Source organism: Rhodococcus sp. 15-649-2-2, assembly GCF_002258645.1.
Taxonomy (GTDB): Bacteria; Actinomycetota; Actinomycetes; order Mycobacteriales; family Mycobacteriaceae; genus Rhodococcoides.
On sequence record NZ_NPFM01000030.1, the window covers coordinates 109,833 to 132,188 of the forward strand.

The window sequence follows — 22,356 nt, forward strand, 5'->3', positions numbered from 1 at the left end:
AGAGAGGAAGGGAGCAGGAGTGACTGTCTCAGCGGATTCACAACCGGCTCCGGGTTCACGTCCGGCGCATCCACCGCACACCGAGGTCTCCGAGGTGGCGACCGCGGCCGGAGCCACGATCGGTGCCGGAGACCCCGCAGGCGTGCGTGTGACCGGCATCGATCTGCGAGCACAGTCCGTCCTGTCCGGCGATCTCTTCGCCGCGCTGCCCGGTTCGACTCGCCACGGAGCCGAATTCGCAGCGGACGCGGTCGGTCGCGGTGCCGTGGCGGTTCTCACCGACCCCGCCGGACTCGACATCGTGGTGCGCGCCCTCGCCGACGTCGACCGACAGGTTCCGGTGCTCGTGCACGATTCTCCGCGTCAGGTGTTGGGTGCGGTATCCGCGCTGATCTACGGCAATCCCTCGTCGAAGATGACCGTCGTCGGGATCACCGGTACATCGGGAAAGACGACGACGTCGTATCTGGTCGAGGCAGGCCTGACGGCTGCCGGTCGTCGGTGCGGGTTGATCGGCACCATCGAGACACGCGTCGCAGGTCGGTACGTACCGAGCGCCCTCACCACGCCCGAGGCACCGCAGTTGCACGCGCTCTTCGCGGTGATGGTGGAGGAGGGCGTCGACACGGTGGTGATGGAAGTGTCCTCGCACGCGTTGTCTCTCGGCCGCGTCGACGGAACCCGCTTCGCGGTCGGAGCGTTCACCAATCTTTCTCAGGACCATCTCGATTTCCATGATTCGCTCGAGGATTACTTTCTGGCCAAGAGTCGGCTGTTCGCGGCCGACTCTGCTGTCCGCGCCGACACCGCGGTCGTCTGTGTCGACGATGCGTGGGGTGTGCGGATGGCCGACATCGCTCGCGCTGCCGGTTCGACGGTCGTGACCGCATCGACCGGTGACGATTCGCAATGGACGGTGTCGGACTGGGCCAAGCACCACGACGGCACGCAGTCGTTCGTCGTCGCGGATCCGAACGGTCTGTCGCTGCCGGTCTCGGTCCGACTGCCGGGCCGCTACAACGTGGCCAATGCCGTGCTTGCGCTGGCGACCTGCGCGGCGGCCGGTGTGGACGCGCCGACAGCGGCGGCTGGGCTCGCGACGGTCGATGTGCCGGGACGTGTACAGCGCATCGATCGAGGTCAGAACTTCCTGGCCGTGGTGGACTACGCGCACAAGCCCGCGGCCGTCGAGGCCGTGCTGGCGACGTTGCGTGAATCCTCCCGTGGCCGGATTGCGGTGGTGCTCGGGGCGGGTGGAGACCGCGACACCGCCAAGCGCCCGCTGATGGGTGCAGCCGGGGCGCGGGGAGCCGATCTCCTCGTGGTGACCGACGACAACCCGCGCAGCGAGGACCCGGCCGCCATTCGGCGGGCCGTGGAAGACGGAGCGCTGTCGGTGCCGGACGATGTTCGTGGTGAAGTGAGAAATGTGGCAGGCCGCGCGGCGGCGATCGAACAGGCCGTGGTGTGGGCGCGCGAAGGGGACGTTGTGTTGATCGCAGGAAAAGGACACGAGACAGGCCAGGAGATCGCAGGGGTGAAACACCCGTTCGACGACAGAGTGGTACTCGCCTCGGCTATCGACGCGCGGTTGGTCGGCACGAGCGCGGGCGCACGGTGATTCCGCTGACGATGGGCCGTATCGCCGAGATCGTCGGAGGCACTCTGCACGACGTGTCGGATCCGACGGTCGTGGTGCCAGGGCCGGTGGAGTTCGATTCCCGCAAGGTGACCCCCGGCAGTATCTTCCTCGCCCTCCCCGGAGCCAAGGTGGACGGGCACGACCACGCCGCCGACGCGGTTGCCGCAGGTGCGGCACTGGTGCTGGCCGCGCGTCCGGTGGGCGTACCGGCCGTGGTCGTCCGTCCGGTCCCGCACGACAGTCGTGCGATGGCGCTCGAGAACGACCCTGACGGTTCCGGTTCGGCCGTGTTGACCGCACTCGGAGCTCTGGCCCGGGCCTCGGTGCTCGAGTTGACCGCCGAGCACGGCCTGACCGTCGTCGGCGTGACGGGATCGTCGGGAAAGACCTCCACCAAGGATCTGATCTCCGCGGTTCTCGAACCGCTCGGCTCGGTGGTGGCCCCTCCCGGATCGTTCAACAACGAACTCGGCCACCCGTGGACGGCTCTGCGGGCCGACGCCGATACCGACTTCCTGTGTCTCGAGTTGTCGGCCAGGGGAATCGGCCACATCGCCGAACTCGCCGAGCTCGCGCCTCCGCGGATCGGGGTGGTGCTCAACGTGGGGACAGCGCACCTGGGCGAGTTCGGGTCGCGTGCCGCCATCGCGTTGGCGAAGGGCGAACTCGTCGAAGCGCTGCCCAGTGCCGCCGACGGGGGAGTGGCGATTCTCAACATCGACGATCGTCTGGTTGCCGAGATGGCAACGCGCACAACGGCATCCGTCGTGACGGTAGGGCGCAGTGCCGATGCGGACGTCAGGGCGGTCGACGTGCAGGTCGATACCGACGCTCGCGCGTCGTTCACGCTCGAATGCGCGTCGGGCACGGTAGCGATCACCCTCGCGGTGCACGGTGAGCATCAGGTCGGCAACGCGCTCGCGGCAGCGGCCGTCGCGCTCGAATGCGGAGCAACGTTGGCGCAGGTGGCCGACGCATTGTCGACCGCTGCTCCGACGTCCATCAGGAGGATGGACGTGCGTACTCGTGCCGACGGGGTCACGGTCGTCAACGATTCCTACAACGCCAATCCCGATTCGATGCGCGCCGCACTCAAGGCCCTGGTGTCGATGTCGCGCCGTGACGACGGGCCCAAGCGTCGCAGCTGGGCGGTTCTCGGAGAGATGGGCGAACTGGGTGCCGACTCGGTGGTCGAGCACGACGCGATCGGCAGGCTGGCCGTACGACTCGATGTCGATCGGTTGATCATCGTCGACTCGGGGCGTCCCACTCGGGCGCTGCATCAAGGTGCGGTCATGGAAGGTTCGTGGGGCGAGGAGTCGATGCTCGTACCCGACCGCGAGTCGGCGATCGCGGTGCTCCTCGACGAGGTGCGTCCCGGCGACATCGTTCTGGTGAAGGCGTCACAGTCCGGGGCCATGTGGACAGTTGCCGACGCCGTCCTGGCCGAGTCGAACGCCGTCACGGAGGGCGAGCAGTGAGGCAGATCCTGTTCGCCGGTGGTATCGCGCTCGCCGTCGCAATTCTGCTGACCCCGATACTGATCAAGACCTTCTCGAAACAGGGCTTCGGTCAAGAGATTCGAGTGGAAGGTCCGGCGAGTCACCAGTCCAAGCGTGGTACGCCCACGATGGGCGGCGTGGCGATTCTGGTCGGAATCTGGGCCGGTTACTGGGGGTCCCACCTGATCGGGATCGGGTACGACGCCGACGGTCCGTCGGCCTCTGCTCTGCTGGTCCTCGGACTGACGACGGTGCTCGGGCTCGTCGGTTTCCTCGACGACTTCATCAAGATCCGCAAGCAACGCAACCTGGGCCTGAACGCCACCGGGAAGTACGTCGGTCAGATAACGGCGGCCGTGCTGTTCGCGATTCTGGTACTGCAGTTTCGCAGCGACAGTGGTCTCACTCCCGGCAGTACTCAACTTTCCTACGTCCGAGACATCGCCACCTGGTCGATGTCGGCTGTCGTGTTCGTGTTCTTCGTCTGCCTACTGGTGATCGCGTGGTCCAATTCGGTCAACCTCACCGACGGCCTCGACGGCCTTGCCGCCGGGTCGATGACGCTGGTGCTCGGTGCCTACACCGTCATCACGTTCTGGCAGTATCGGCAAGCCTGCGCAGGCCCCGCCGGGCCTGCCCCCGGATGCTACGACGTTCGAGACCCACTCGACCTGGCTCTGGTCTGCGCCTCCGCTGCGGGCGCATGCATCGGTTTCCTGTGGTGGAACGCGGCCCCGGCCAAGATCTTCATGGGGGACACCGGATCTCTCGCCCTCGGCGGCCTGATCGCAGGTCTGTCGGTGGTCACCAAGACCGAACTGATCATGGTCGTCATCGGTGCGCTGTTCGTCGCCGAGGCTGCATCGGTCGTCATTCAGGTCGCGGTGTTCCGCTCCAGTCGTCGACGCGTGTTCCGCATGGCCCCGTTCCATCATCACTTCGAGTTGGCGGGATGGGCCGAGACGACGGTGATCATCCGGTTCTGGTTGCTGGCCGCCATCGCGTCGGCCGTCGGACTCGCCCTGTTCTACAGCGAATACCTCGCTGCCGTCGGCGGATAGGGCATGAACGAATCTTGGACCGACCTGACGTGGTTGCGCGGCAAGTCGGTGCTGGTGACCGGTGCCCGCGTGTCCGGCCTCGCCGTGGTGCGCCCATTGCTGGATCTCGGGGCCGTCGTCACCGTCACCGACTCCGATCGCGGTGCGCTCGACGGGGCGTCGAGCATCGGTGCCGCGGTGGTGCTGCAGGACGACCTGCTCGGCAATCCCGCGGCGTTGGCAGCGTTTTCGCTCGTCGTCACCAGTCCCGGCTTCCGTCCCGATTCTCCGGTGTTGGCCGCTGCCGCAGAACTGGGCATTCCGGTGTGGGGCGATGTCGAGTTGTCCTGGCACGTGGACCGGGCCGAGCTGTACGGCCCCAGAACTCGCTGGCTGGTGGTCACCGGAACCAACGGGAAGACGACCACCACCTCGATGCTGGCGTCGATTCTGGAGGCGGCCGCCATCGAGTCGGTGGCCTGCGGAAACATCGGACTCCCCATCGCCGACGCGTTGCGTCGCACCCCACATCCGAGTGTTCTCGCCGTCGAACTGTCGTCGTTTCAGTTGTTCTGGGCTCCGTCGGTGCATCCGGCAGCCGGGGTGGTGCTCAACATTGCCGAGGATCACCTCGATTGGCACGGCGGCATGGACGGATATGTCCACGCCAAGGCTCGAGCGCTGTCCGGTGACGTCGCTGTCGTCGGGCTCGACGATGCGCGAGCGGCGAGTCTGGCCGCGGGCTCGCCTGCGGTCGACGTCGTCGGTTTCCGGTTGGGTGAACCCGCCTCGGGCGAGCTGGGAGTGCGGTCCGGCGTACTCGTGGACAACGCCTTCGGTGAGAACGTCGAACTCCTCGCAGCCGAGGACGTCGAGCCGAGTGGACCCTCCGGCATTCTCGACGCGCTGGCGGCCGCCGCGCTGGCTCGCTCGATAGGGGTGCACGCAGACGCGGTTCGTACCGGTCTGCAGAGCTATCGGGTGGGACCGCATCGCGCGGCGGTGGTGCGTGAGCTCGGCGGAGTGACGTTCATCGACGATTCGAAGGCGACGAATCCTCATGCCGCGCGTTCGTCGATCCTGGCGCACGAGCGCGTCGTGTGGATCGCGGGCGGGTTGCTCAAGGGTGCCGTGATCGACGATCTGGTCGTGGAGATCGCCGATCGACTCGTTGCTGCGGTGGTGCTCGGCCGCGATGGGATGCAGATCGCACAGGCTTTGGCGCGACACGCGCCCGATGTTCCGGTCGTCAGGCTCCCTTCGGGAGACGATGCTGGTGTGACTCATGGTGCTGAAGATGCTGATGCGGTGATGCGGGCGGTTGTCGCCCATGCGGCCGGACGCGCTGCGCCGGGGGACACCGTCCTGCTGGCTCCCGCGGCTGCATCACTGGACATGTTCGTCGACTACGGCTACCGCGGCCGCAGCTTCGCCGAGTCGGTCCAGCGCCTCGATGCCACCGATATCGGATCGCTGCGCTCGTGACCACCGCTGCTCGGCCGCCGCGCTCTCCTCGCCGCACCTCGCCGCCCCGCACTCGAATCGGCCTGTGGTTCGGCCGTCCGTTGGCGTCGTTCCACCTCATCGTCACGATCGCCGTACTGCTGACGGTGCTGGGCCTGGTGATGGTTCTGTCGGCGTCGTCCGCCGAGTCCTTCGCGGCCGACGAGTCCGGATACGCGCTGTTCACTCAGCAGTTGATCGGCGTGGCACTGGGAGTCGTCGCGTTCTACGTCGCTCTCCGACTCCCGGTTCGGTACCTCAGGAAGCTGTCTTTTCCGCTGTTCCTGGTCTCGATCACGATGTTGATGCTCGTGCTGATTCCGGGAATCGGTGCCGAGCGTCAGGGTGCGCGGCGTTGGTTCGACTTCGGCGTCGTCTCGTTCCAGCCGTCCGAGCTGGCCAAGGTGGCGCTGGTGCTGTGGGGTGCGCACCTGTTGGCTTCGCGTCGCAGCGAACACGGCAACATCAAGTCGTTGCTGGTGCCGCTGCTGCCTGCTGGTCTGCTGATGTGTCTGCTGGTGGTGTTGCAGCCGAACCTGAGTACGGCCATCGCCCTCGGCATCATCCTGGTGGCGCTGCTGTGGTTCGCCGGCCTCAACGCCCGTTTGTTCGGTGCGGTGCTGATGACGGGTCTGGCGCTGGCGACTGTGCTCGCGTTCACCGCCGGCTACCGCTCCAACCGCGTGAAGGCCTGGCTCAACCCGGGAGAAGACACCTCGGGATTGTCCTATCAGTCGACCCAGGCGAAATACTCGCTGGCCGACGGCGGTTTGTTCGGCCGCGGGTTGGGGCAGAGTCGTGCGAAGTGGAGCTATCTTCCCAACGCGCACAACGACTTCATCTTCGCCATCATCGGTGAAGAACTCGGCACGATCGGCTGCCTTGCGGTCATCGGCCTGTTCGGCCTGTTCGTCTACACGGGCCTGCGCATCGCCATGCGTTCGGTCGATCCCTTCCTGCGCCTGTTGACGGCCGGTGCCACCTGCTGGGTGTTCGGTCAGGCCATGATCAACATCAGCTATGTCGTTGGTCTGCTACCGGTGACCGGTCTGCAGCTGCCACTCGTGTCGTACGGCGGTACGTCGACGGCAATCACCCTGTTGATGTTCGGCATCATCGCCAGCGCTGCCCGCCACGAGCCGGAAGCGATTGCGGCCTTGCACTCCGGGCAGGAGGGCCGGATCGCTCGTGCCCTCAAGCTTCCGTTGCCCGCGGTGTTCTCGCCGCAACGGGCCGCGATGGCTCGCTCGAAGTCCACTCGCCCCACCCTGGCCGCTCAGGACCGCAAGCGTCTCGAGGCCCGCAGGGGCAAAGACGGACGAGGAGCGCGGGCACCCGAGCCAGGTCGTACCCGGGTATCGAGTTCTCGGGCCGACACGATGTCGCACGCAGCGACCGACGGACGCGGCGATTCGCTCCGTGGCCGGGCTCGCCGCACCGAACCGCAGCGTCGTGAGCCGTCCGCCGGGTACCCCGCAGGATCCCGGACGTCCCCCCGGCCCCGTCCCGAACCTCAGACTTCGTACCGTCCGCGTCCGGAACCACAACCCGGTCGCCCACCCGTTCGTTCGGGTGAGCGAGGATATCGACGGTGAAGCAGACCTCTCGACCGATCTCAGTCGTGGTCGCCGGAGGCGGAACCGCCGGGCACATCGAGCCGGCGCTCGCCGTGGCCGACGCCCTCCGCGTCCTCGACCCCACCGTCACCGTCACCGCTCTCGGCAGCAGCCGCGGCCTGGAGACGACGCTCGTTCCGGCCCGTGGGTACGCCCTCGAACTGATCCCGCCGGTGCCCCTGCCGCGTAAGCCCACCGTCGACCTGTTGAAGCTGCCGGTCCGCGTCGTGCGGTCGGTACGTCGAACCAGGGAGATATTCGCGGCCGTCGAGGCCGACGTGCTCGTCGGATTCGGTGGTTACGTCGCGTTGCCCGCCTATCTCGCCGCGCGTGGACGGCTGCTCGGTCGCGGTGGCCGACTTCCCGTCGTCATTCACGAAGCCAATGCCAGGGCAGGCATCGCCAACAAGGTCGGGGCTCGGTCCGCTCGACGGGTGCTCGCGGCCGTTGCAGGATCGGGTATCGCGGCGCGCGGCGCAGCCGACGCGGAAGTGATCGGAATTCCCGTGCGCCCCACCATCACCGAACTCGACCGCGTGGCGGTGCGCGCACAGGCCCGGGAACACTTCGGTCTGCCCGAGCACGGCCCGGTGCTGCTGGTGTTCGGTGGTTCGCAGGGAGCCCGATCACTCAACGACGCAGTCTCCGGTGCCTCGACTGCGCTCGCCGAGGCGGGCATTTCGGTTCTGCACGCGCACGGACCGAAGAACTCGCTGGACGTCGAGCAGCGCAACCCGAACGCTCCGTACGTCGCGTTGCCGTACATCGACCGCATGGATCTGGCGTACGCGGCCGCGGACCTGGCCATCTGTCGTTCCGGTGCCATGACGGTCGCCGAGGTGTCCGCGACCGGTCTGCCCGCGGTGTACGTACCCCTGCCACACGGAAACGGCGAGCAGGAGCTCAACGCCCGTCCGGTCGTCGACGCCGGAGGTGGCATCCTGGTGTCCGATGCGACACTGACCGAGCAGTACGTGACCGACACGGTGATCGCGCTGCTGAACGACACGGAAAAGATTGCTGCTATGTCCCGGGCCGCGGCCGGTGCCGGGCACAAAGGAGCAGCAGCGGCCGTAGCGCAGATCGTGCTCGATACTGCGCACGCGGCGAGACGCTGATCCGGGCGGTGTCGCGCATGCGAAGAGAACGAGGGAGACGTCCGCGTGACAATTGACGGTGCGGCGATGTCGGAATTGCCGGCAGAGCTCGAGCGAGTGCACATGGTGGGTATCGGTGGTGCGGGAATGTCCGGTATTGCGCGCATCCTGCTGGCTCGCGGCGGGCAGGTATCGGGATCGGACGCCAAGGAATCACGTGGTGTGCTCGCGCTCCGTGCACGTGGTGCGCAGGTTCGCATCGGTCACGACGCCAGTGCGCTCGACATGATCGACGGCGGCCCCACCGTCGTGGTGACCACCCATGCCGCTATTCCCAAGACCAATCCGGAGCTGGTCGAGGCCCGGATGCGCGGAATTCCAGTGGTTCTGCGGCCGGCCGTGCTGTCCTCTCTCATGCAGGGCTACCGCACATTGTTGGTCTCGGGCACCCACGGGAAGACGTCGACCACCTCGATGCTGGTGGTTGCGCTACAGCATTGCGGGTTCGATCCGTCGTTCGCCGTCGGGGGAGAGCTCAACGAGGCGGGGACCAACGCGCACCACGGAAGCGGCGACGTTTTTGTGGCCGAGGCGGACGAGAGCGACGGTTCGCTGCTGCAGTACACGGCCGACGTGATCATCGTGACCAACATCGAGGCCGATCACCTGGACCACTTCGGCACCACCGAGGCCTACGTGCAGGTGTTCGACGACTTCGCCGCTGTGCTGCGCCCCGGCGGCGTGCTCGTGGCATGCATGGACGATCCGGGTTCGGCAGCGCTCGCTCGCCGGGTGGTCGAGAAGAACCTGCCCGGCGTGACCGTGCTCGGCTACGGTTCGTCCGACGTCGACGCCGGACCGGTCGAGATGGCCGTTCGTCTGTTGGCGTGGGAGCCCGAGGACATCGGCGGCGTCGCGCAGCTGCAGATCGCCGGTGAGGATGCGGCGCGCACGGTTCGGCTCGGTGTTCCTGGACGGCACACCGCGCTCAATGCGCTTGCGGCGTTCGTCGCGGCGCGTCAGGTGGGTGCCGGTACCGAGGAACTGTTGGCCGGGCTCACCGGCTTCGGCGGGGTTCACCGACGTTTCCAGTTCACCGGTCGAGAGCACGGCGTCCGAGTGTTCGACGATTACGCACACCACCCCACCGAGGTCCGTGCGGTGTTGACGGCAGCGCAGGCTCTCGTCGCCGGCCAGGACCGCGCAGGTCTCGAGCGAGGGCGCGTCGTGGTGGTGTTCCAACCGCACCTGTATTCACGGACCGCGACGTTCGCCGAGGAGTTCGGTGCTGCGTTGTCGTTGGCGGACGAGATCGTGGTGCTCGATGTCTACGGTGCGCGCGAGGAGCCGTTGCCCGGTGTGACGGGAGCACTGGTTGCCGCCTCGGTGACCAAACCGGTGAACTATCAACCGGATCTGTCGTTGGTGGCCAAGCAGGTCGCTCATCTGAGCAGGCCGGGCGACGTGGTCATCACCATGGGTGCCGGTGACGTGACGATGCTCGGTGGTCCGATTCTGGACGCACTTCGCTCGAAAACCGATTTCGGTGCTGCGACCGGCCGCGACGTACCGAAGGATCGGCCGGCGCAGTGAACCGCCGCTCCGATCGAGTTCGTTCTTCGAGGTCGGGAACAGCTGCAGCAGAGGATGATTCGCCATCGCCGATGAGCGACAAGCAGGCGCGCGCCCTGGCCAGGGAACACGAGCGCGCTCGGGTGAAGCGGTCGCGTCGCAAGGCCATCCTGATTGCGCTTGCCGTCGTCGTCGTGGTGGTGGGATCGGCTGCGCTGGTGTACTTCACGCCGCTGCTCTCGGTTCGGAGCGTCACGGTCGCGGGGGAGTCCTCGGTGTCCGAGCAGGAGATCCTCGATCTGCTCGACGTTCCCGCCGGTCTTCCGCTGGTTCGGGTGGACACGGCTGCGGCGGCGCAGCGGGTGGCGACGATTCCGGCGTTGGCGACGGTGCGCGTGCAGCGTAAGTACCCGTCGACCGTGCAGGTGACCGTCGAGGAGCGAACGCCGGTGGCGTTCTTCGATTCTCCGGACGGCACCCATCTGCTCGATTCCACCGGCGTGGATTTTGCGATCGCACCTCCGCCGCCCGGGGTTGTGCGGCTGGTGACCGAGAATCCGGTGTTCGGTGATGCGGTGACGAAAGATGCTCTGGCGGTGCTCGATACGCTGCCGCCGCTGTTGCGAGATCAAGTGGGAGAGCTGCGCGCGAGCACCTTGTCCGACATCTCGGTTCTGTTGCTCGACGGACGAACCGTGGTGTGGGGTAGCAAGGACAACTCCGAACGCAAGGCTGCGGTGGCGATCGCGTTGCTGTCGCAGCCCGGTCAGATTTTCGATGTGTCGAGTCCGGATCTACCCACCACGAAGTAGTTTCGGCGCTAGTGACGCATATTTCCGGCGCGGCGTCGGCGCGCCTAATGGCGATAGCCGTCGGGGATGAATAGCGTTCCGAGCAGTTCAGTACTTGACATAACTCTAAGCCTGTGGTTTAGGTTGAGGGTTTTCCACATTTCACGCAACAACCCATGGAAGGCGAGAGCCCATGACGCCCCCGCACAACTACCTCGCCGTAATCAAGGTCGTCGGCATCGGCGGCGGCGGCGTGAACGCGGTCAACCGCATGATCGAACAGGGACTCAAGGGAGTCGAGTTCATCGCGGTCAACACCGACGCTCAGGCCTTGCTGATGAGTGACGCAGACGTCAAGCTCGACGTGGGCCGCGAACTGACCCGCGGACTCGGCGCAGGTGCCGATCCCGAGGTGGGTCGCCGCGCAGCAGACGATCACAAGGACGAGATCGAAGAGGTGCTCAAGGGTGCCGACATGGTCTTCGTCACCGCAGGAGAGGGCGGCGGCACCGGTACCGGCGGCGCTCCCGTCGTCGCCAACATCGCTCGCAAGCTCGGCGCACTGACCGTCGGCGTCGTCACTCGGCCGTTCTCCTTCGAGGGCAAGCGTCGTGGCGGACAGGCCGATACCGGCATCCAGCAGCTTCGTGAATCCTGCGACACGCTCATCGTCATCCCCAACGACCGCTTGCTCCAGCTCGGCGATGCAGCGGTGAGCCTCATGGATGCATTCCGCAGCGCCGACGAGGTTCTGCTCAACGGTGTCCAGGGCATCACCGACCTCATCACCACCCCGGGCCTGATCAACGTCGACTTCGCCGACGTCAAGGGCGTCATGTCCGGCGCAGGCAGTGCGCTGATGGGCATCGGTTCCTCCCGCGGCGAAGGTCGCGCGATCAAGGCGGCCGAATCGGCGATCAACTCGCCGTTGCTCGAAGCGTCGATGGAAGGTGCACGCGGAGTGCTCCTGTCCATCGCCGGCGGCTCGGACCTCGGTCTGTTCGAGATCAACGAGGCTGCGTCGCTGGTGCAGGAAGCAGCCCACATCGATGCCAACATCATCTTCGGAACGGTCATCGACGATTCGCTCGGCGACGAGGTTCGGGTGACCGTCATCGCCGCCGGCTTCGACGGTGGCACCCCGACGCGCCGCCCGGTCGAAGCGGCCACGTCCACGCGCGGTCCGATCGGATCGGCCCGCTCCGGTGAGGTGTCCTCGCGCACGAACGAGAGCTCCGAAGGTGCTGTGTTCCGTGACCCGGTCGGTGCACCGAGTGGCAGCAGCCTGCCGCCGCTGAACTCGTCGAGCTCGTCCAACCGTGAGTCGTCCAGCCGGGAATCCGGCGGCGGGCAGGGCCGCGAGGGTGTCGGCTCCGGCCGTCGAGTGCCGATCGCCGAGGACGAGGGCGAAGACGAAGTCGACGTACCGTCCTTCATGCGGCGGTGAGCGGTACCGCATCCGCTGGTCCGTTCCGCGTTCGACGCGTCTCGACAACGAGAGCGGGCGGTGTCTCGGCACCCCCGTTCGACACCTTCAATCTCGGTGATCACGTCGGCGACGACCCGTCGGCCGTCGAGGCCAACCGCCGTCGTCTCGGCGAGAGATTGGGAATGGGCGTCGAGCGGCTCGTCTTCATGGAACAGGTCCACGGACGCACCGTCACGGTGGTCGACGGTCCCGTGGCCGAGCCGGTGCCGATGACCGATGCAGTGGTGACGACGCAGCGTGACCTCGGGCTGGTGGTGTTGACCGCCGATTGTGTACCGATCCTGCTCTCCGACGAGGAAGCCGGAGTGATCGCCGCTGTGCACGCAGGTCGGGTCGGTGCCCGTATCGGCATCGTGCCTCGGGTCGTGGCGGCCATGGTCGAGCTCGGTGCGGTGCCCGCGAGGATCGGTGCATTTCTCGGCCCGGCCGCGAGTGGACGCCAGTACGAGGTGCCCGCAGCGATGCGCGCGGACGTAGACAAGCATCTCCCCGGCAGTGCGACGACGACGGTTCGCAACACGCCGGGACTCGACATCCCCGCCGGTGTCCGGGCCCAACTGCTCGCGGCGGGAGTGTCCGCAGTGGCGCAGGATCCGCGCTGCACCATCGAGGACAGAACTCTGTTCAGCCACCGCCGGGAAGGGTCGACCGGCCGGATCGCCAGCGTGGTGTGGATGGACAGTGCATCGACGGACGATCGAGCCGCAGCGGTCGATCGCTGAGTCGGCAGAAGGGGATGTCATGAGCGAACCCATCGATGATGGCGGGCCGGTCGCGGACCGTGCGGTCGAGATCGAGACGGCGTTGACGTCGGTGCGGGAGCGGTTGCGCCGCGCCTGTGTCGATGCAGGCCGGACGCCCGCTGACGTGGCTCTGCTGCCGGTGACCAAGTTCTTTCCGGCGTCGGACGTGCGCACCCTGTACCGGCTCGGTTGCCGCGACTTCGGCGAATCCCGAGAGCAGGACGCATCGCCGAAGGTTGCCGAGACGGCCGAGGATTTTCTCCCCGATCCGCCGCGGTGGCACATGATCGGGCATCTGCAGCGAAACAAGGCGAAGTCCGTCGCGGCCTGGGCCCATTCCATCCATTCGGTGGACAGTGCGAGGCTCGTGGCGGCATTGTCGAAAGCGACCACATCCGCTCTGGACGAGGGCGTGCGTCGGTCGGAACTCGACTTGCTTCTTCAGGTCAGTCTCGACGGCGATGTGCACCGCGGAGGCGTCGAACGTGACGAACTCCACGAGCTTGCCGAGGCTGTGTCGAACGCAGCAGGGTTGCGTCTGGCGGGGTTGATGGCGGTGCCGCCTCTCGACGCCGAACCGGAGGCCGCGTTCGCCGACCTCGAGAATCTCCACCATCGTCTGTTGCACGATCATCCCGAGGCACTCGAGCTGTCTGCCGGTATGACCGGAGACCTGGAAGCTGCTGTGCGCCACGGATCGACGTGCGTGCGTGTCGGTACCGCAATACTCGGGGCCCGGCCGATAACCTCGCAATAACAGTCCACGGATCACATCAGTCACAACAGACACTTGCGAACCTGGGGATCGACGGTAGACACACTCCACGGAAGGCAGAACGATGAGCACCCTGCACAAGTTCAAGGCGTACTTCGGCATGGTTCCGCTCGCCGACTACGAGGACGACTACCTCGACGATCCGGACGCGCGACGCAGCTCCCGTGGTGGGCGTGACAGCTACGACGACATCGACGAGCGTGAGTTCGTGAAGCCGTCGTTCGGTGGATCTCGGCACGCTCAACTCGACGACGACTACGACGACTACGAGGCTCCCCGGCCGGCCGCCACCCTGGCCCCGATCGGCGGCCGAGGACGTACATCGGCGCCGTCGACCCGAGGTACGGCCACTCGCGGAGCCCTGGCCATGGACACCCGTATGGATGTGCGGGCGGAACCTCGACGCAGCCCGATCGTCGACGACGGAGGTCCGCTGTCGAAGATCACCACGCTGCGTCCGCGCGACTACAGCGAGGCCCGCACCATCGGCGAGCGCTTCCGCGACGGCACTCCGGTGATCATGGACCTGGTGGAGATGAGCAACGCGGACGCCAAGCGACTGGTCGATTTTGCTGCCGGTCTGGCCTTTGCGCTCCGTGGTTCCTTCGACAAGGTAGCGACGAAGGTCTTTCTGCTCTCGCCCGCCGATGTCGATGTATCGCCGCAGGAGCGCAGGCGCATCGCTGAAACCGGTTTCTACAGCCAGCAGTGAGAGTTTCTCTGTTCGGAGCGGTAGTTCGAGGCTGTGACCAGCGCACTTTGCTCAGCCTGGCGAAGTCAGGCAGAGTATAGCCGTGATCGTGTTCACGGTGATCAACATCGTATTGTTTCTTTTCTGGCTCCTTCTCATCGGTCGAATCATCGTCGAGTTCATCAGGACTTTTGCGAGAGATTGGCAACCGACGGGAGTGGTCGTCATCTTGCTCGAGGCGATCTTCACGGTTACCGACCCGCCGGTGAAGTTTCTCCGCAGGATCATTCCGCCGCTCAACCTCGGTGGAGTTCGGCTGGATCTGTCCATCATGGTCCTGCTGTTCGTCGTCTTCATCGCGTGGAATGTGACCAGCGGTCTCGCGGCCTGAGGCCGAAGATGGAATGTTAGAACGTAGGACGCGCGCAAGCTGCGTGTCCTGTGTGACAGAATGGACGCCAGTTACAGTTTGATTGTTCTGCACTCGCGCGGAATGGCATATAACTGAATGCTTGCTCTACCGCCCCAAGACGCGTGAAGGGATCCTTCCATGCCGCTGACTCCAGCTGATGTGCACAACGTAGCGTTCAGCAAGCCGCCTATCGGTAAGCGTGGTTACAACGAAGACGAGGTCGACGCTTTCCTCGACCTCGTCGAGCAAGAGCTGTCGCGACTGATCGAAGAGAACGCCGACCTCCGCCAGCGAGTCGGTGAGCTCGATCAGGAGCTCGCGGATGCCAAGAGCTCGGTTCGGCAGAACCCGCAGCCCGCTCAGGTCGCGGCACCGAAGGTCGAGCCGCCGCGCCCGGTGGATCCCCCCAAGCCCGCGCCTGTGGTCCAGCAGCCTGCACCGGTCGCACCCGTTGCCGCAGCCCCGCAGCAGAGCGGCGACTCCAACATGCAGGCCGCCAAGATCCTCGGCCTCGCTCAGGAGATGGCCGATCGTCTCACCGGTGATGCCAAGTCGGAGTCCGAGCAGCTGCTCGGCAATGCTCGCACCAACGCCGAGCGTCTGGTGTCCGATGCCCGCACGCGCTCCGAGTCGATGATGTCCGAGGCTCGGCAGAAGTCCGAGTCGCTGCTCTCCGACGCACAGACCCGCTCCGAGACCCAGCTTCGTCAGGCCAAGGAGAAGGCCGACGCACTGCAGGCCGACGCCGAGCGCAAGCACACCGAGATCATGGCGACGATCAACCAGCAGCGCTCCGTTCTCGAAGGCCGCATCGAGCAGCTCAAGACGTTCGAGCGCGAATACCGGGTGCGCCTCAAGTCGTACCTCGAATCTCAGCTCGAAGAGCTCGAGAATCGTTCGTCGGCTCTGCCCGTCGACAACGGCCAGGACAACTTCAATCAGGACAACCAGTCGTCCGGGTACAGCCAGTCGTACGCCAAGGGCAACTGACGCTCGACTGCGCCCGCCGACGCTGCCGATGACGGCAGCGTCGGACCCGGTTGTCATGGCGAATGGTGAGCGAGGAATCCCGTGTTGGTCCTGACTCTCGGCGCAGCGGCGATCGGTTTCGGATTCTTGGTTCTCGCCCTGATGACGGGGTCCGTCGTGTGGGCCTGGGCGTGCATAGTGGTGTGCATCCTCGGAGCGATTCTGCTCCTGGTCGGCGCGCTCACCGGCCGTCGACCACCGCCAGAACTCGACAGGTAGCATCACCTTCAGGACAGGTAGGTTCAGGCGTCGATCCGGCCATCACCGGGGAGCCTTCGGAAGAACGACGTCGATGCGAAGCGCCGAGGTGTTTCGGATGGACGTTCAGTAGAACCGAACGGGTGAGCCCGTCACAGCTCACGTGGAGTGGCTCGCTCCGACGGCAGGAACGTCGAGTGCGAGCAAGCGGGGTGGTACCGCGGTATCGGCGTCCAGATCGTCGAATGTCGTCCCCGTGCCAACGGATGTCGCGTCTCGTACGCGTCCGGCACGGAGGAGACAGATATGACTGATTCGAGCTCACGTCCCACGAGCGAGTCGTACCCGCTGGTGGATCTGGCCGAAGGTCGATCGGGAAGTGTTCCGTTCCCCGATCTCGAGCGCATCGTGCTGCACGAGTGGGCCGAGGACGGTACGTTCCGGGCCAGCATCGACAACCGCGCAGATGCCGAGGAATTCGTCTTCTACGACGGTCCTCCGTTCGCGAACGGCCTGCCCCACTACGGACATCTGCTCACCGGCTACGTCAAGGATCTCGTCCCGCGCTTCCAGACCATGCGCGGCAAGAAGGTCGAGCGTCGGTTCGGTTGGGACTGCCACGGTCTGCCCGCAGAGCTGGAAGCGGAGAAGCAGCTCGGCATCAAGGACAAGTCCGAGATCGACGAGATGGGCCTGGCGAAGTTCAACGCCTACTGCAAGCAGTCGGTACTGCAGTACACCGACGAGTGGCGGGACTACGTCACCCGGCAAGCGCGGTGGGTCGATTTCGACAACGACTACAAGACCCTCGACGTCGACTTCATGGAGTCGGTCATGTGGGCGTTCAAGACGCTGCACGACAAGGGCTTGATCTACCAGGGCTACCGAGTTCTGCCGTACAGCTGGTACGAGCAGACGCCCTTGTCCAATCAGGAGACGCGCCTGGACGACGCATACAAGATGCGTCAGGATCCCGCGGTCACCGTCACGATGCCGTTGACGGCTCCCGGCTCACCGCTGGACGGCGCGAACGCACTGATCTGGACCACCACTCCGTGGACCCTTCCGTCCAACTTGGCGATCGCGGTGCACCCCGATGTGCACTACGTGCAGGTGCGAGGCACGGACGGCGAGCGTTACGTGCTTGCCGCTGCGCGTCTTCCGCACTACGCGAAGGAACTGGGGGAGGAGCCGGAGGTGCTCTCGGAGCACACCGGCACCGAGTTGGTCGGACTCACCTACGCACCGCCGTACGACTTCTTCCTCGGCCACGAGAACGCACACCGCGTGCTGCAGGCCGACTACGTCACCACCGATTCGGGCACCGGAATCGTGCACCTCGCACCCGCTTTCGGTGAAGAGGACATGGACGTCGCCACCGCGAACGGTATCGAGGTGGTGCAACCGCTCGACGCGGGCGGAAAGTTCACCTCGCTGGTGCCGCCGTACGAGGGTCTGATGGTGTTCGATGCCAACCCGGTGATCATCAAGGACCTCAAGGCCTCGGGCCGCCTGCTGCGGCACGAGACCATCGAGCACTCGTACCCGCACAGCTGGCGCAGCGGTCAGCCGCTGATCTACATGGCGGTTCCGTCGTGGTTCGTCGCGGTCACCAAGTTCCGTGATCGGATGGTCGAGCTCAACCAGGAGATCACCTGGGTGCCCGAGCACATCAAGGACGGCCAGTTCGGCAAGTGGCTCGAAGGTGCACGAGACTGGAACATCAGCCGAAACCGATACTGGGGCAGCCCCATTCCGGCCTGGACGTCCGACGACCCCGCCTACCCTCGTCTCGACGTGTACGGCAGCCTGGACGAGCTCGAGCGTGACTTCGGTGTGCGTCCGACGGATCTGCATCGTCCGTACATCGACGACCTGACGCGACCCAACCCGGACGACCCGACCGGTAAGTCCACGATGCGTCGCGTTCCCGAGGTGCTGGACTGCTGGTTCGAGTCGGGCTCGATGCCCTATGCGCAGGTGCATTTCCCGTTCGAGAACGAGGAATGGTTCTCCACGCACAACCCGGGCGATTTCATCGTCGAGTACAACGGGCAGACCCGTGGCTGGTTCTACACGCTGCACGTGCTGGCGACCGCGCTCTTCGATCGGCCTGCATTCAAAACTGTTGCCGCACATGGCATCGTGCTCGGCGACGACGGTCTGAAGATGAGCAAGTCCAAGGGTAACTACCCGGACGTCAAGGAGGTCTTCGACCGCGACGGCTCCGACGCCATGCGGTGGTTCCTGATGTCGTCACCCATCCTGCGCGGCGGCAACCTGATCGTCACCGAGCAGGGCATCCGCGAGGGAGTGCGGCAGGCACTGCTGCCGATCTGGAATGCATGGAGCTTCCTTCAGCTCTACGCCTCGACGCCCGGCCAGTGGCGTACCGACTCGCCGCACGTGCTCGATCGCTACGTTCTCGCCAAGCTGTCGGCCACCCGCGACGCGATCACCGATGCGCTCGAGGGCAACGACATCGCCGGTGCCTGCGACGAGCTGCGCACGTTCTGCGATGCATTGACCAATTGGTATGTGCGACGGTCTCGTTCGCGGTTCTGGAGCGAGGACGCCGACGCGATCGACACCCTGCACACCGTGCTCGAGGTGCTCACTCGCATCGCCGCTCCACTGTTGCCGCTGATCAGCGAAGTGGTGTGGCGCGGCTTGACCGGTGGCCGCTCGGTGCACCTGACGGATTGGCCCGAGGCCGACGAACTGCCGTCGGATCCGGAACTCGTCGAGAGCATGGACGAGGTTCGTACCGTGTGCTCCACCGTGCTGGGTCTGCGTAAGGCGCAGAACCTGCGAGTGCGGTTGCCGCTGCCCGAGGTGACGGTTGCCGCCGCCGATGCGGAGCGCCTGCGTCCGTTCGTCGACATCATCGCCGACGAGGTCAATGTCAAGAAGGTCGACCTCACCGACGACGTTGCCGTACACGGAAAGTTCGAGCTCGTCGTCAACGCGCGTGCTGCGGGCCCGCGTATCGGCAAGGACGTCCAGAAGGTGATCAAGGCCGTCAAGGCGGGCGATTGGGAAGAGGATGCCGACGGTGTCGTGAGCGCAGCAGGAACAGCGCTGCTGCCCGAGGAGTACACCCGCAAACTCGTTGCTGCCGAGCCGGAGTCGACGGCACCTCTGCCCGGTAACGCCGGCCTGGTGGTGCTCGATTCCGCCGTGACCGAGGAGCTCGAGGCGGAGGGCTGGGCCAAGGATCGCATCCGCGAACTGCAGGACGCGCGTCGTAATCACGGACTCGACGTCTCGGACCGCATCGACATCGTCATCGAGGTGCCCGAGCACCGACAGGCGTGGCTGGACACTCACCGAGATCTGATCGCGCGCGAGGTGCTCGCACTCTCCCTCGTCGACGGACGCGTCGGAGACGACGGCAGCGATCTCGGTGAAGGAGTTCGGGCAGCGGTCACGAAGTCGTCGTGAGTGGAGGGCATGTGAGCGAAGGGCATGTGACCGAGAAGGCGGTGGTCGGTGCCGTTCACGAGCTCCTCGCCGGAGCTCGCGGTGGCGTCGTGCCGATCGTCGCCGCCGGTGACCCGGTTCTTCGTTCGCAGGCAGCGGCGTACGACGGGCAACTCGACGCCGACACGTTCGCGGAGTTGGTCGAGGTGATGCGGGTAACGATGCACGCCGCACCGGGCGTCGGTCTCGCTGCGCCGCAGATCGGCATTCCGCTGCAGATTGCGGTGATCGAGGATCTGTTCGATGTCGGCGAGGCGGTCGCTCGTGCGCGAGAGCGCACGCCGCTGCCGTTCCGAGTGTTGGTCAATCCCCGGTACGCGCCGGTGGGGTCGAGGACGGCAGGTTTCTACGAGGGCTGTCTCAGCGTTCCCGGATACCAGGCCGTCGTGACCCGGGCAGCCGAGGTACGGCTCGAGTGCACCGACGAATTCGGTCACGAGATCGACGAGGTGGTTCGCGGCTGGCCGGCCCGAATCGTGGCTCACGAGACCGACCACCTCGGCGGAACGCTGTACATCGACACCGCGCACACCCGATCGTTGACCACGACCGAGAACTACGGTGAACTGTGGTCGGATCCGACACCCGAACGCGCTGGTCAGGCGCTCGGCTTCACCGTCGATCCTCGCTGACCGTGCCGAACATCGCCGACGACACCCTGCGGAGTCGCCGATGGGTGCTGCACCTGGACATGGATGCGTTCTTCGCCTCCGCCGAGCAACTGACTCGGCCCACGCTCCGGGGCCGCCCGGTTCTCGTCGGCGGAGCAGGCGGGCGAGGTGTGGTGGCGGGCTGCAGCTATCAGGCGCGTGCGTTCGGAGCCCGATCGGCGATGCCGATGCATCAGGCACGTCGGCTGGTCGGTGCGAGTGCGGTGGTCCTGCCGCCGCGGTTCCCGCTGTACTCGGAGTTGAGTCGGCGGGCGTTCGAGGCACTGCGGGGGCGGATGCCCGTCCTCGAACAGCTCTCGATCGACGAGGCGTTCGGTGAGCCGATCGAACTGGGCGGCGCGAAAGTGAGCGAGGTCGAGCAGTTCTGCGCGGATCTGCGCGCCCTGGTGTTGGCCGAGACCGGTTTGGTGGCCTCGATCGGTGCCGGATCGGGAAAACAGATCGCCAAGATCGCGTCGGGCCTGGCGAAGCCCGACGGAATCACCGTCGTCGCTCCGGGAGTACAGGCCGAGCTGATGGCTGCCCTGCCGGTGCGGAAGCTGTGGGGGATCGGCCCGGTGGCTGGAGAGCGGTTGCGGCGCTTGGGAATCGATACGATCGGCAAGTTCGTGGCCACCCCCGAGTCCGAGGTGGCGTCGATTCTCGGTGCCACGATGGGGCCGAGCCTGCATCAGCTGGCGCGCGGCATCGACAATCGAGTGGTGGCCGAGCGCGCCGAGGCCAAGCAGGTCAGCGCCGAAACCACGTTCGCGCAGGATGTCATCTCTCTCGCTCAGCTGCGACCTGCCATCGAGGCCATCGTCGAGTCGACGCATCGCAGACTGCTGAAGGACGGTCGGGGTGCCAGGACGGTAGTACTCAAACTGCGCAAGTCCGACATGAGCATCATCACCAGATCGGCGACGTTGCCCTACGCGACCGTGGACAAGCAGACGATCGTGGCCACCGCACAGCGACTGGCGGTCGATCCCGTCGACGTCGGACCGATCCGGCTGGTCGGGGTCGGTCTGGCCGGGCTGTCGGCCGTTCGGCAGGGGTCGCTGTTCCCCGAACTCGAACACGAACCGGTCGTGGATGCAACAGACGCGACGGAGGAGTCGGCCGTGCCGGTGGCGGCCGCCGCGGACGTCGTCGTTCCGGACGGCCCGCGGTGGCAGCCCGGCATGGACGTCAGGCATCCCGAATTCGGTCACGGCTGGGTGCAGGGTGCCGGGCACGCGGTGGTGACCGTGCGATTCGAGACCCGCACCACCGGGCCCGGGATCGCGCGTACCTTTGCCGAATCGGACGAGAACCTGGTCGTCGCCGATGTTCTCGACAGCCTGAAGTGAGTTGTGGCAGAGCTGAGGAAACTCTGTGAGGTTTCACAGGTAGGCGTTACGGGTTGTGTCTCGACCGATCCGAGCTGACATAGTGGACTCCGGTCCGAGACGACCACTACCCGCAACGACCGACGAGTCACAGAACGATCGAGACGTGACTCAGAGTGAAAAGGACAAGCACTTGAAGCTTCGCAACACCCGACGGGCAATGGTTGCCGGTATCGCCATCGCCGGTGCACTGACCATGACCGCCTGCAGCTCCGGAGGCGACGAAACGCCCACCGCGACGACGACGACGGCTGTCACCACCTCGGCCTCCACCGCTCCCGAGGGCGGCGCGTACCCGCCCGCACCCACGGTCGAGGAGCTCAACACCCAGCTCATGCGCGGACTCGATCCCAACGTCCCGGTCGAGGAAAAGGCGGCTCTGATCCAGGGCGCGTCCGAGGACCCGGATCTGATCAACCAGGTTGCTGCGGCTGCTGTGGCCAACAACGCGCAGATCGAGATCACCAGCATCGACGACCTCGGTACCGGAGTTCTCAACGCGGGCATCACCATCACCCTCAACGGGCAGGCCAACCCGGGCACGTTCCAGTTCGTCCCCGAGGACGGCGTGTGGAAGCTCTCCAAGGAGAACGCCTGCGGCATCGTTTCGCTCGCGCAGCTGACCAGCCCGGCGTGCCCCGCACCCTGAGTCCTGCCGATCGTCTCTGACCGCACCTGAACTGCCGGTGACATCTCCCCTCGGGGACATGTCACCGGCAGTTCTTCGTTCGG

The 22,356-nt window shown here is 65.9% G+C and carries 19 protein-coding genes; all 19 read left to right on the top strand.

The genetic code is table 11. The features are described 5' to 3' along the window. Positions 1-19: 19 nt before the first annotated feature. The 19 genes from CH305_RS20100 (at position 20) to CH305_RS20185 (ending at position 22,273) form a co-directional block, all read left to right on the top strand. Positions 20-1,621 carry a UDP-N-acetylmuramoyl-L-alanyl-D-glutamate--2,6-diaminopimelate ligase gene (locus CH305_RS20100; protein ID WP_094704715.1) on the top strand — a complete coding sequence of 534 codons (1,602 nt, stop codon included), beginning with the start codon at positions 20-22 and terminating at the stop codon, positions 1,619-1,621. Beyond that, positions 1,618-3,123, top strand: coding sequence for a UDP-N-acetylmuramoyl-tripeptide--D-alanyl-D-alanine ligase (gene murF, locus CH305_RS20105; protein ID WP_094704716.1), 1,506 nt, complete (start codon positions 1,618-1,620; stop codon positions 3,121-3,123). The genes CH305_RS20100 and murF overlap by 4 nt, the downstream gene beginning before the upstream one ends. Then, positions 3,120-4,205 carry a phospho-N-acetylmuramoyl-pentapeptide-transferase gene (gene mraY, locus CH305_RS20110; protein WP_032379042.1) on the top strand — a complete coding sequence of 362 codons (1,086 nt, stop codon included), beginning with the start codon at positions 3,120-3,122 and terminating at the stop codon, positions 4,203-4,205. The genes murF and mraY overlap by 4 nt, the downstream gene beginning before the upstream one ends. 3 nt (positions 4,206-4,208) lie before the next feature. Continuing rightward, complete coding sequence (murD, locus tag CH305_RS20115; RefSeq protein ID WP_094704717.1) at positions 4,209-5,669, top strand: UDP-N-acetylmuramoyl-L-alanine--D-glutamate ligase; 1,461 nt, start codon at positions 4,209-4,211, stop codon at positions 5,667-5,669. Continuing rightward, a complete protein-coding gene (ftsW, locus tag CH305_RS20120) occupies positions 5,666-7,282 on the top strand; it encodes a putative lipid II flippase FtsW (protein WP_094704718.1) in 1,617 nt (538 codons plus the stop codon). The genes murD and ftsW overlap by 4 nt, the downstream gene beginning before the upstream one ends. Beyond that, complete coding sequence (gene murG / locus CH305_RS20125; protein ID WP_218828607.1) at positions 7,279-8,421, top strand: undecaprenyldiphospho-muramoylpentapeptide beta-N-acetylglucosaminyltransferase; 1,143 nt, start codon at positions 7,279-7,281, stop codon at positions 8,419-8,421. Before ftsW ends, murG begins: the two co-directional genes overlap by 4 nt. Before the next feature lie 66 nt (positions 8,422-8,487). Continuing rightward, a complete protein-coding gene (gene murC, locus CH305_RS20130; RefSeq protein ID WP_094704719.1) occupies positions 8,488-9,993 on the top strand; it encodes a UDP-N-acetylmuramate--L-alanine ligase in 1,506 nt (501 codons plus the stop codon). A 71-nt stretch (positions 9,994-10,064) separates the two neighbouring features. Next, positions 10,065-10,784, top strand: coding sequence for a cell division protein FtsQ/DivIB (locus CH305_RS20135; RefSeq protein ID WP_256983899.1), 720 nt, complete (start codon positions 10,065-10,067; stop codon positions 10,782-10,784). Between the two features lie 172 nt (positions 10,785-10,956). Continuing rightward, positions 10,957-12,210, top strand: coding sequence for a cell division protein FtsZ (gene ftsZ, locus CH305_RS20140; protein ID WP_032403952.1), 1,254 nt, complete (start codon positions 10,957-10,959; stop codon positions 12,208-12,210). Further along, on the top strand, positions 12,207-12,974 hold the full coding sequence (gene pgeF, locus CH305_RS20145; protein ID WP_094704721.1) for a peptidoglycan editing factor PgeF: 768 nt from the start codon (positions 12,207-12,209) through the stop codon (positions 12,972-12,974). The genes ftsZ and pgeF overlap by 4 nt, the downstream gene beginning before the upstream one ends. A gap of 19 nt (positions 12,975-12,993) precedes the next feature. Continuing rightward, positions 12,994-13,752 (top strand): YggS family pyridoxal phosphate-dependent enzyme, encoded by a 759-nt coding sequence (locus CH305_RS20150; protein WP_094704794.1) that lies wholly within the window; start codon positions 12,994-12,996, stop codon positions 13,750-13,752. An 82-nt stretch (positions 13,753-13,834) separates the two neighbouring features. Then, positions 13,835-14,482: a cell division protein SepF gene (locus CH305_RS20155; protein ID WP_094704722.1), complete on the top strand. Its 648-nt coding sequence runs from the start codon at positions 13,835-13,837 to the stop codon at positions 14,480-14,482. A gap of 82 nt (positions 14,483-14,564) precedes the next feature. Further along, positions 14,565-14,852 carry a YggT family protein gene (locus CH305_RS20160; protein ID WP_032379036.1) on the top strand — a complete coding sequence of 96 codons (288 nt, stop codon included), beginning with the start codon at positions 14,565-14,567 and terminating at the stop codon, positions 14,850-14,852. Positions 14,853-15,011: 159 nt separating this feature from the next. Next, complete coding sequence (locus tag CH305_RS20165) at positions 15,012-15,863, top strand: DivIVA domain-containing protein (RefSeq protein WP_032379035.1); 852 nt, start codon at positions 15,012-15,014, stop codon at positions 15,861-15,863. An 81-nt stretch (positions 15,864-15,944) separates the two neighbouring features. Then, positions 15,945-16,121, top strand: a complete 177-nt coding sequence (locus tag CH305_RS29140) for a hypothetical protein (RefSeq protein ID WP_032379034.1) — start codon at positions 15,945-15,947, stop codon at positions 16,119-16,121. 285 nt (positions 16,122-16,406) lie between these two features. Beyond that, positions 16,407-19,544, top strand: a complete 3,138-nt coding sequence (ileS, locus tag CH305_RS20170; RefSeq protein WP_094704795.1) for an isoleucine--tRNA ligase — start codon at positions 16,407-16,409, stop codon at positions 19,542-19,544. An 11-nt stretch (positions 19,545-19,555) separates the two neighbouring features. After that, the gene (locus tag CH305_RS20175; RefSeq protein WP_256983900.1) at positions 19,556-20,215 is read left to right on the top strand and encodes a peptide deformylase; all 660 of its coding nucleotides are present in this window, start codon (positions 19,556-19,558) and stop codon (positions 20,213-20,215) included. A gap of 59 nt (positions 20,216-20,274) precedes the next feature. Next, positions 20,275-21,585: a DNA polymerase IV gene (locus CH305_RS20180; protein WP_052058453.1), complete on the top strand. Its 1,311-nt coding sequence runs from the start codon at positions 20,275-20,277 to the stop codon at positions 21,583-21,585. Between the two features lie 199 nt (positions 21,586-21,784). Continuing rightward, entirely contained in the window at positions 21,785-22,273 is a 489-nt protein-coding gene (locus tag CH305_RS20185; RefSeq protein WP_371828279.1) for a hypothetical protein, read from the top strand. Positions 22,274-22,356: the final 83 nt, after the last annotated feature.

What these genes read in the sequence shown, in the direction of transcription:
- murD (WP_094704717.1), top strand. Translation starts at nt 4,209, where the DNA reads ATGAACGAATCTTGGACCGACCTGACGTGGTTGCGCGGCAAGTCGGTG.
- murC (WP_094704719.1), top strand. Translation starts at nt 8,488, where the DNA reads ATGTCGGAATTGCCGGCAGAGCTCGAGCGAGTGCACATGGTGGGTATC.
- CH305_RS20135 (WP_256983899.1), top strand. Translation starts at nt 10,065, where the DNA reads ATGAGCGACAAGCAGGCGCGCGCCCTGGCCAGGGAACACGAGCGCGCT.
- ftsZ (WP_032403952.1), top strand. Translation starts at nt 10,957, where the DNA reads ATGACGCCCCCGCACAACTACCTCGCCGTAATCAAGGTCGTCGGCATC.
- CH305_RS20150 (WP_094704794.1), top strand. Translation starts at nt 12,994, where the DNA reads ATGAGCGAACCCATCGATGATGGCGGGCCGGTCGCGGACCGTGCGGTC.
- CH305_RS20155 (WP_094704722.1), top strand. Translation starts at nt 13,835, where the DNA reads ATGAGCACCCTGCACAAGTTCAAGGCGTACTTCGGCATGGTTCCGCTC.
- CH305_RS20165 (WP_032379035.1), top strand. Translation starts at nt 15,012, where the DNA reads ATGCCGCTGACTCCAGCTGATGTGCACAACGTAGCGTTCAGCAAGCCG.
- ileS (WP_094704795.1), top strand. Translation starts at nt 16,407, where the DNA reads ATGACTGATTCGAGCTCACGTCCCACGAGCGAGTCGTACCCGCTGGTG.
- CH305_RS20180 (WP_052058453.1), top strand. Translation starts at nt 20,275, where the DNA reads ATGGATGCGTTCTTCGCCTCCGCCGAGCAACTGACTCGGCCCACGCTC.
- CH305_RS20185 (WP_371828279.1), top strand. Translation starts at nt 21,785, where the DNA reads ATGGTTGCCGGTATCGCCATCGCCGGTGCACTGACCATGACCGCCTGC.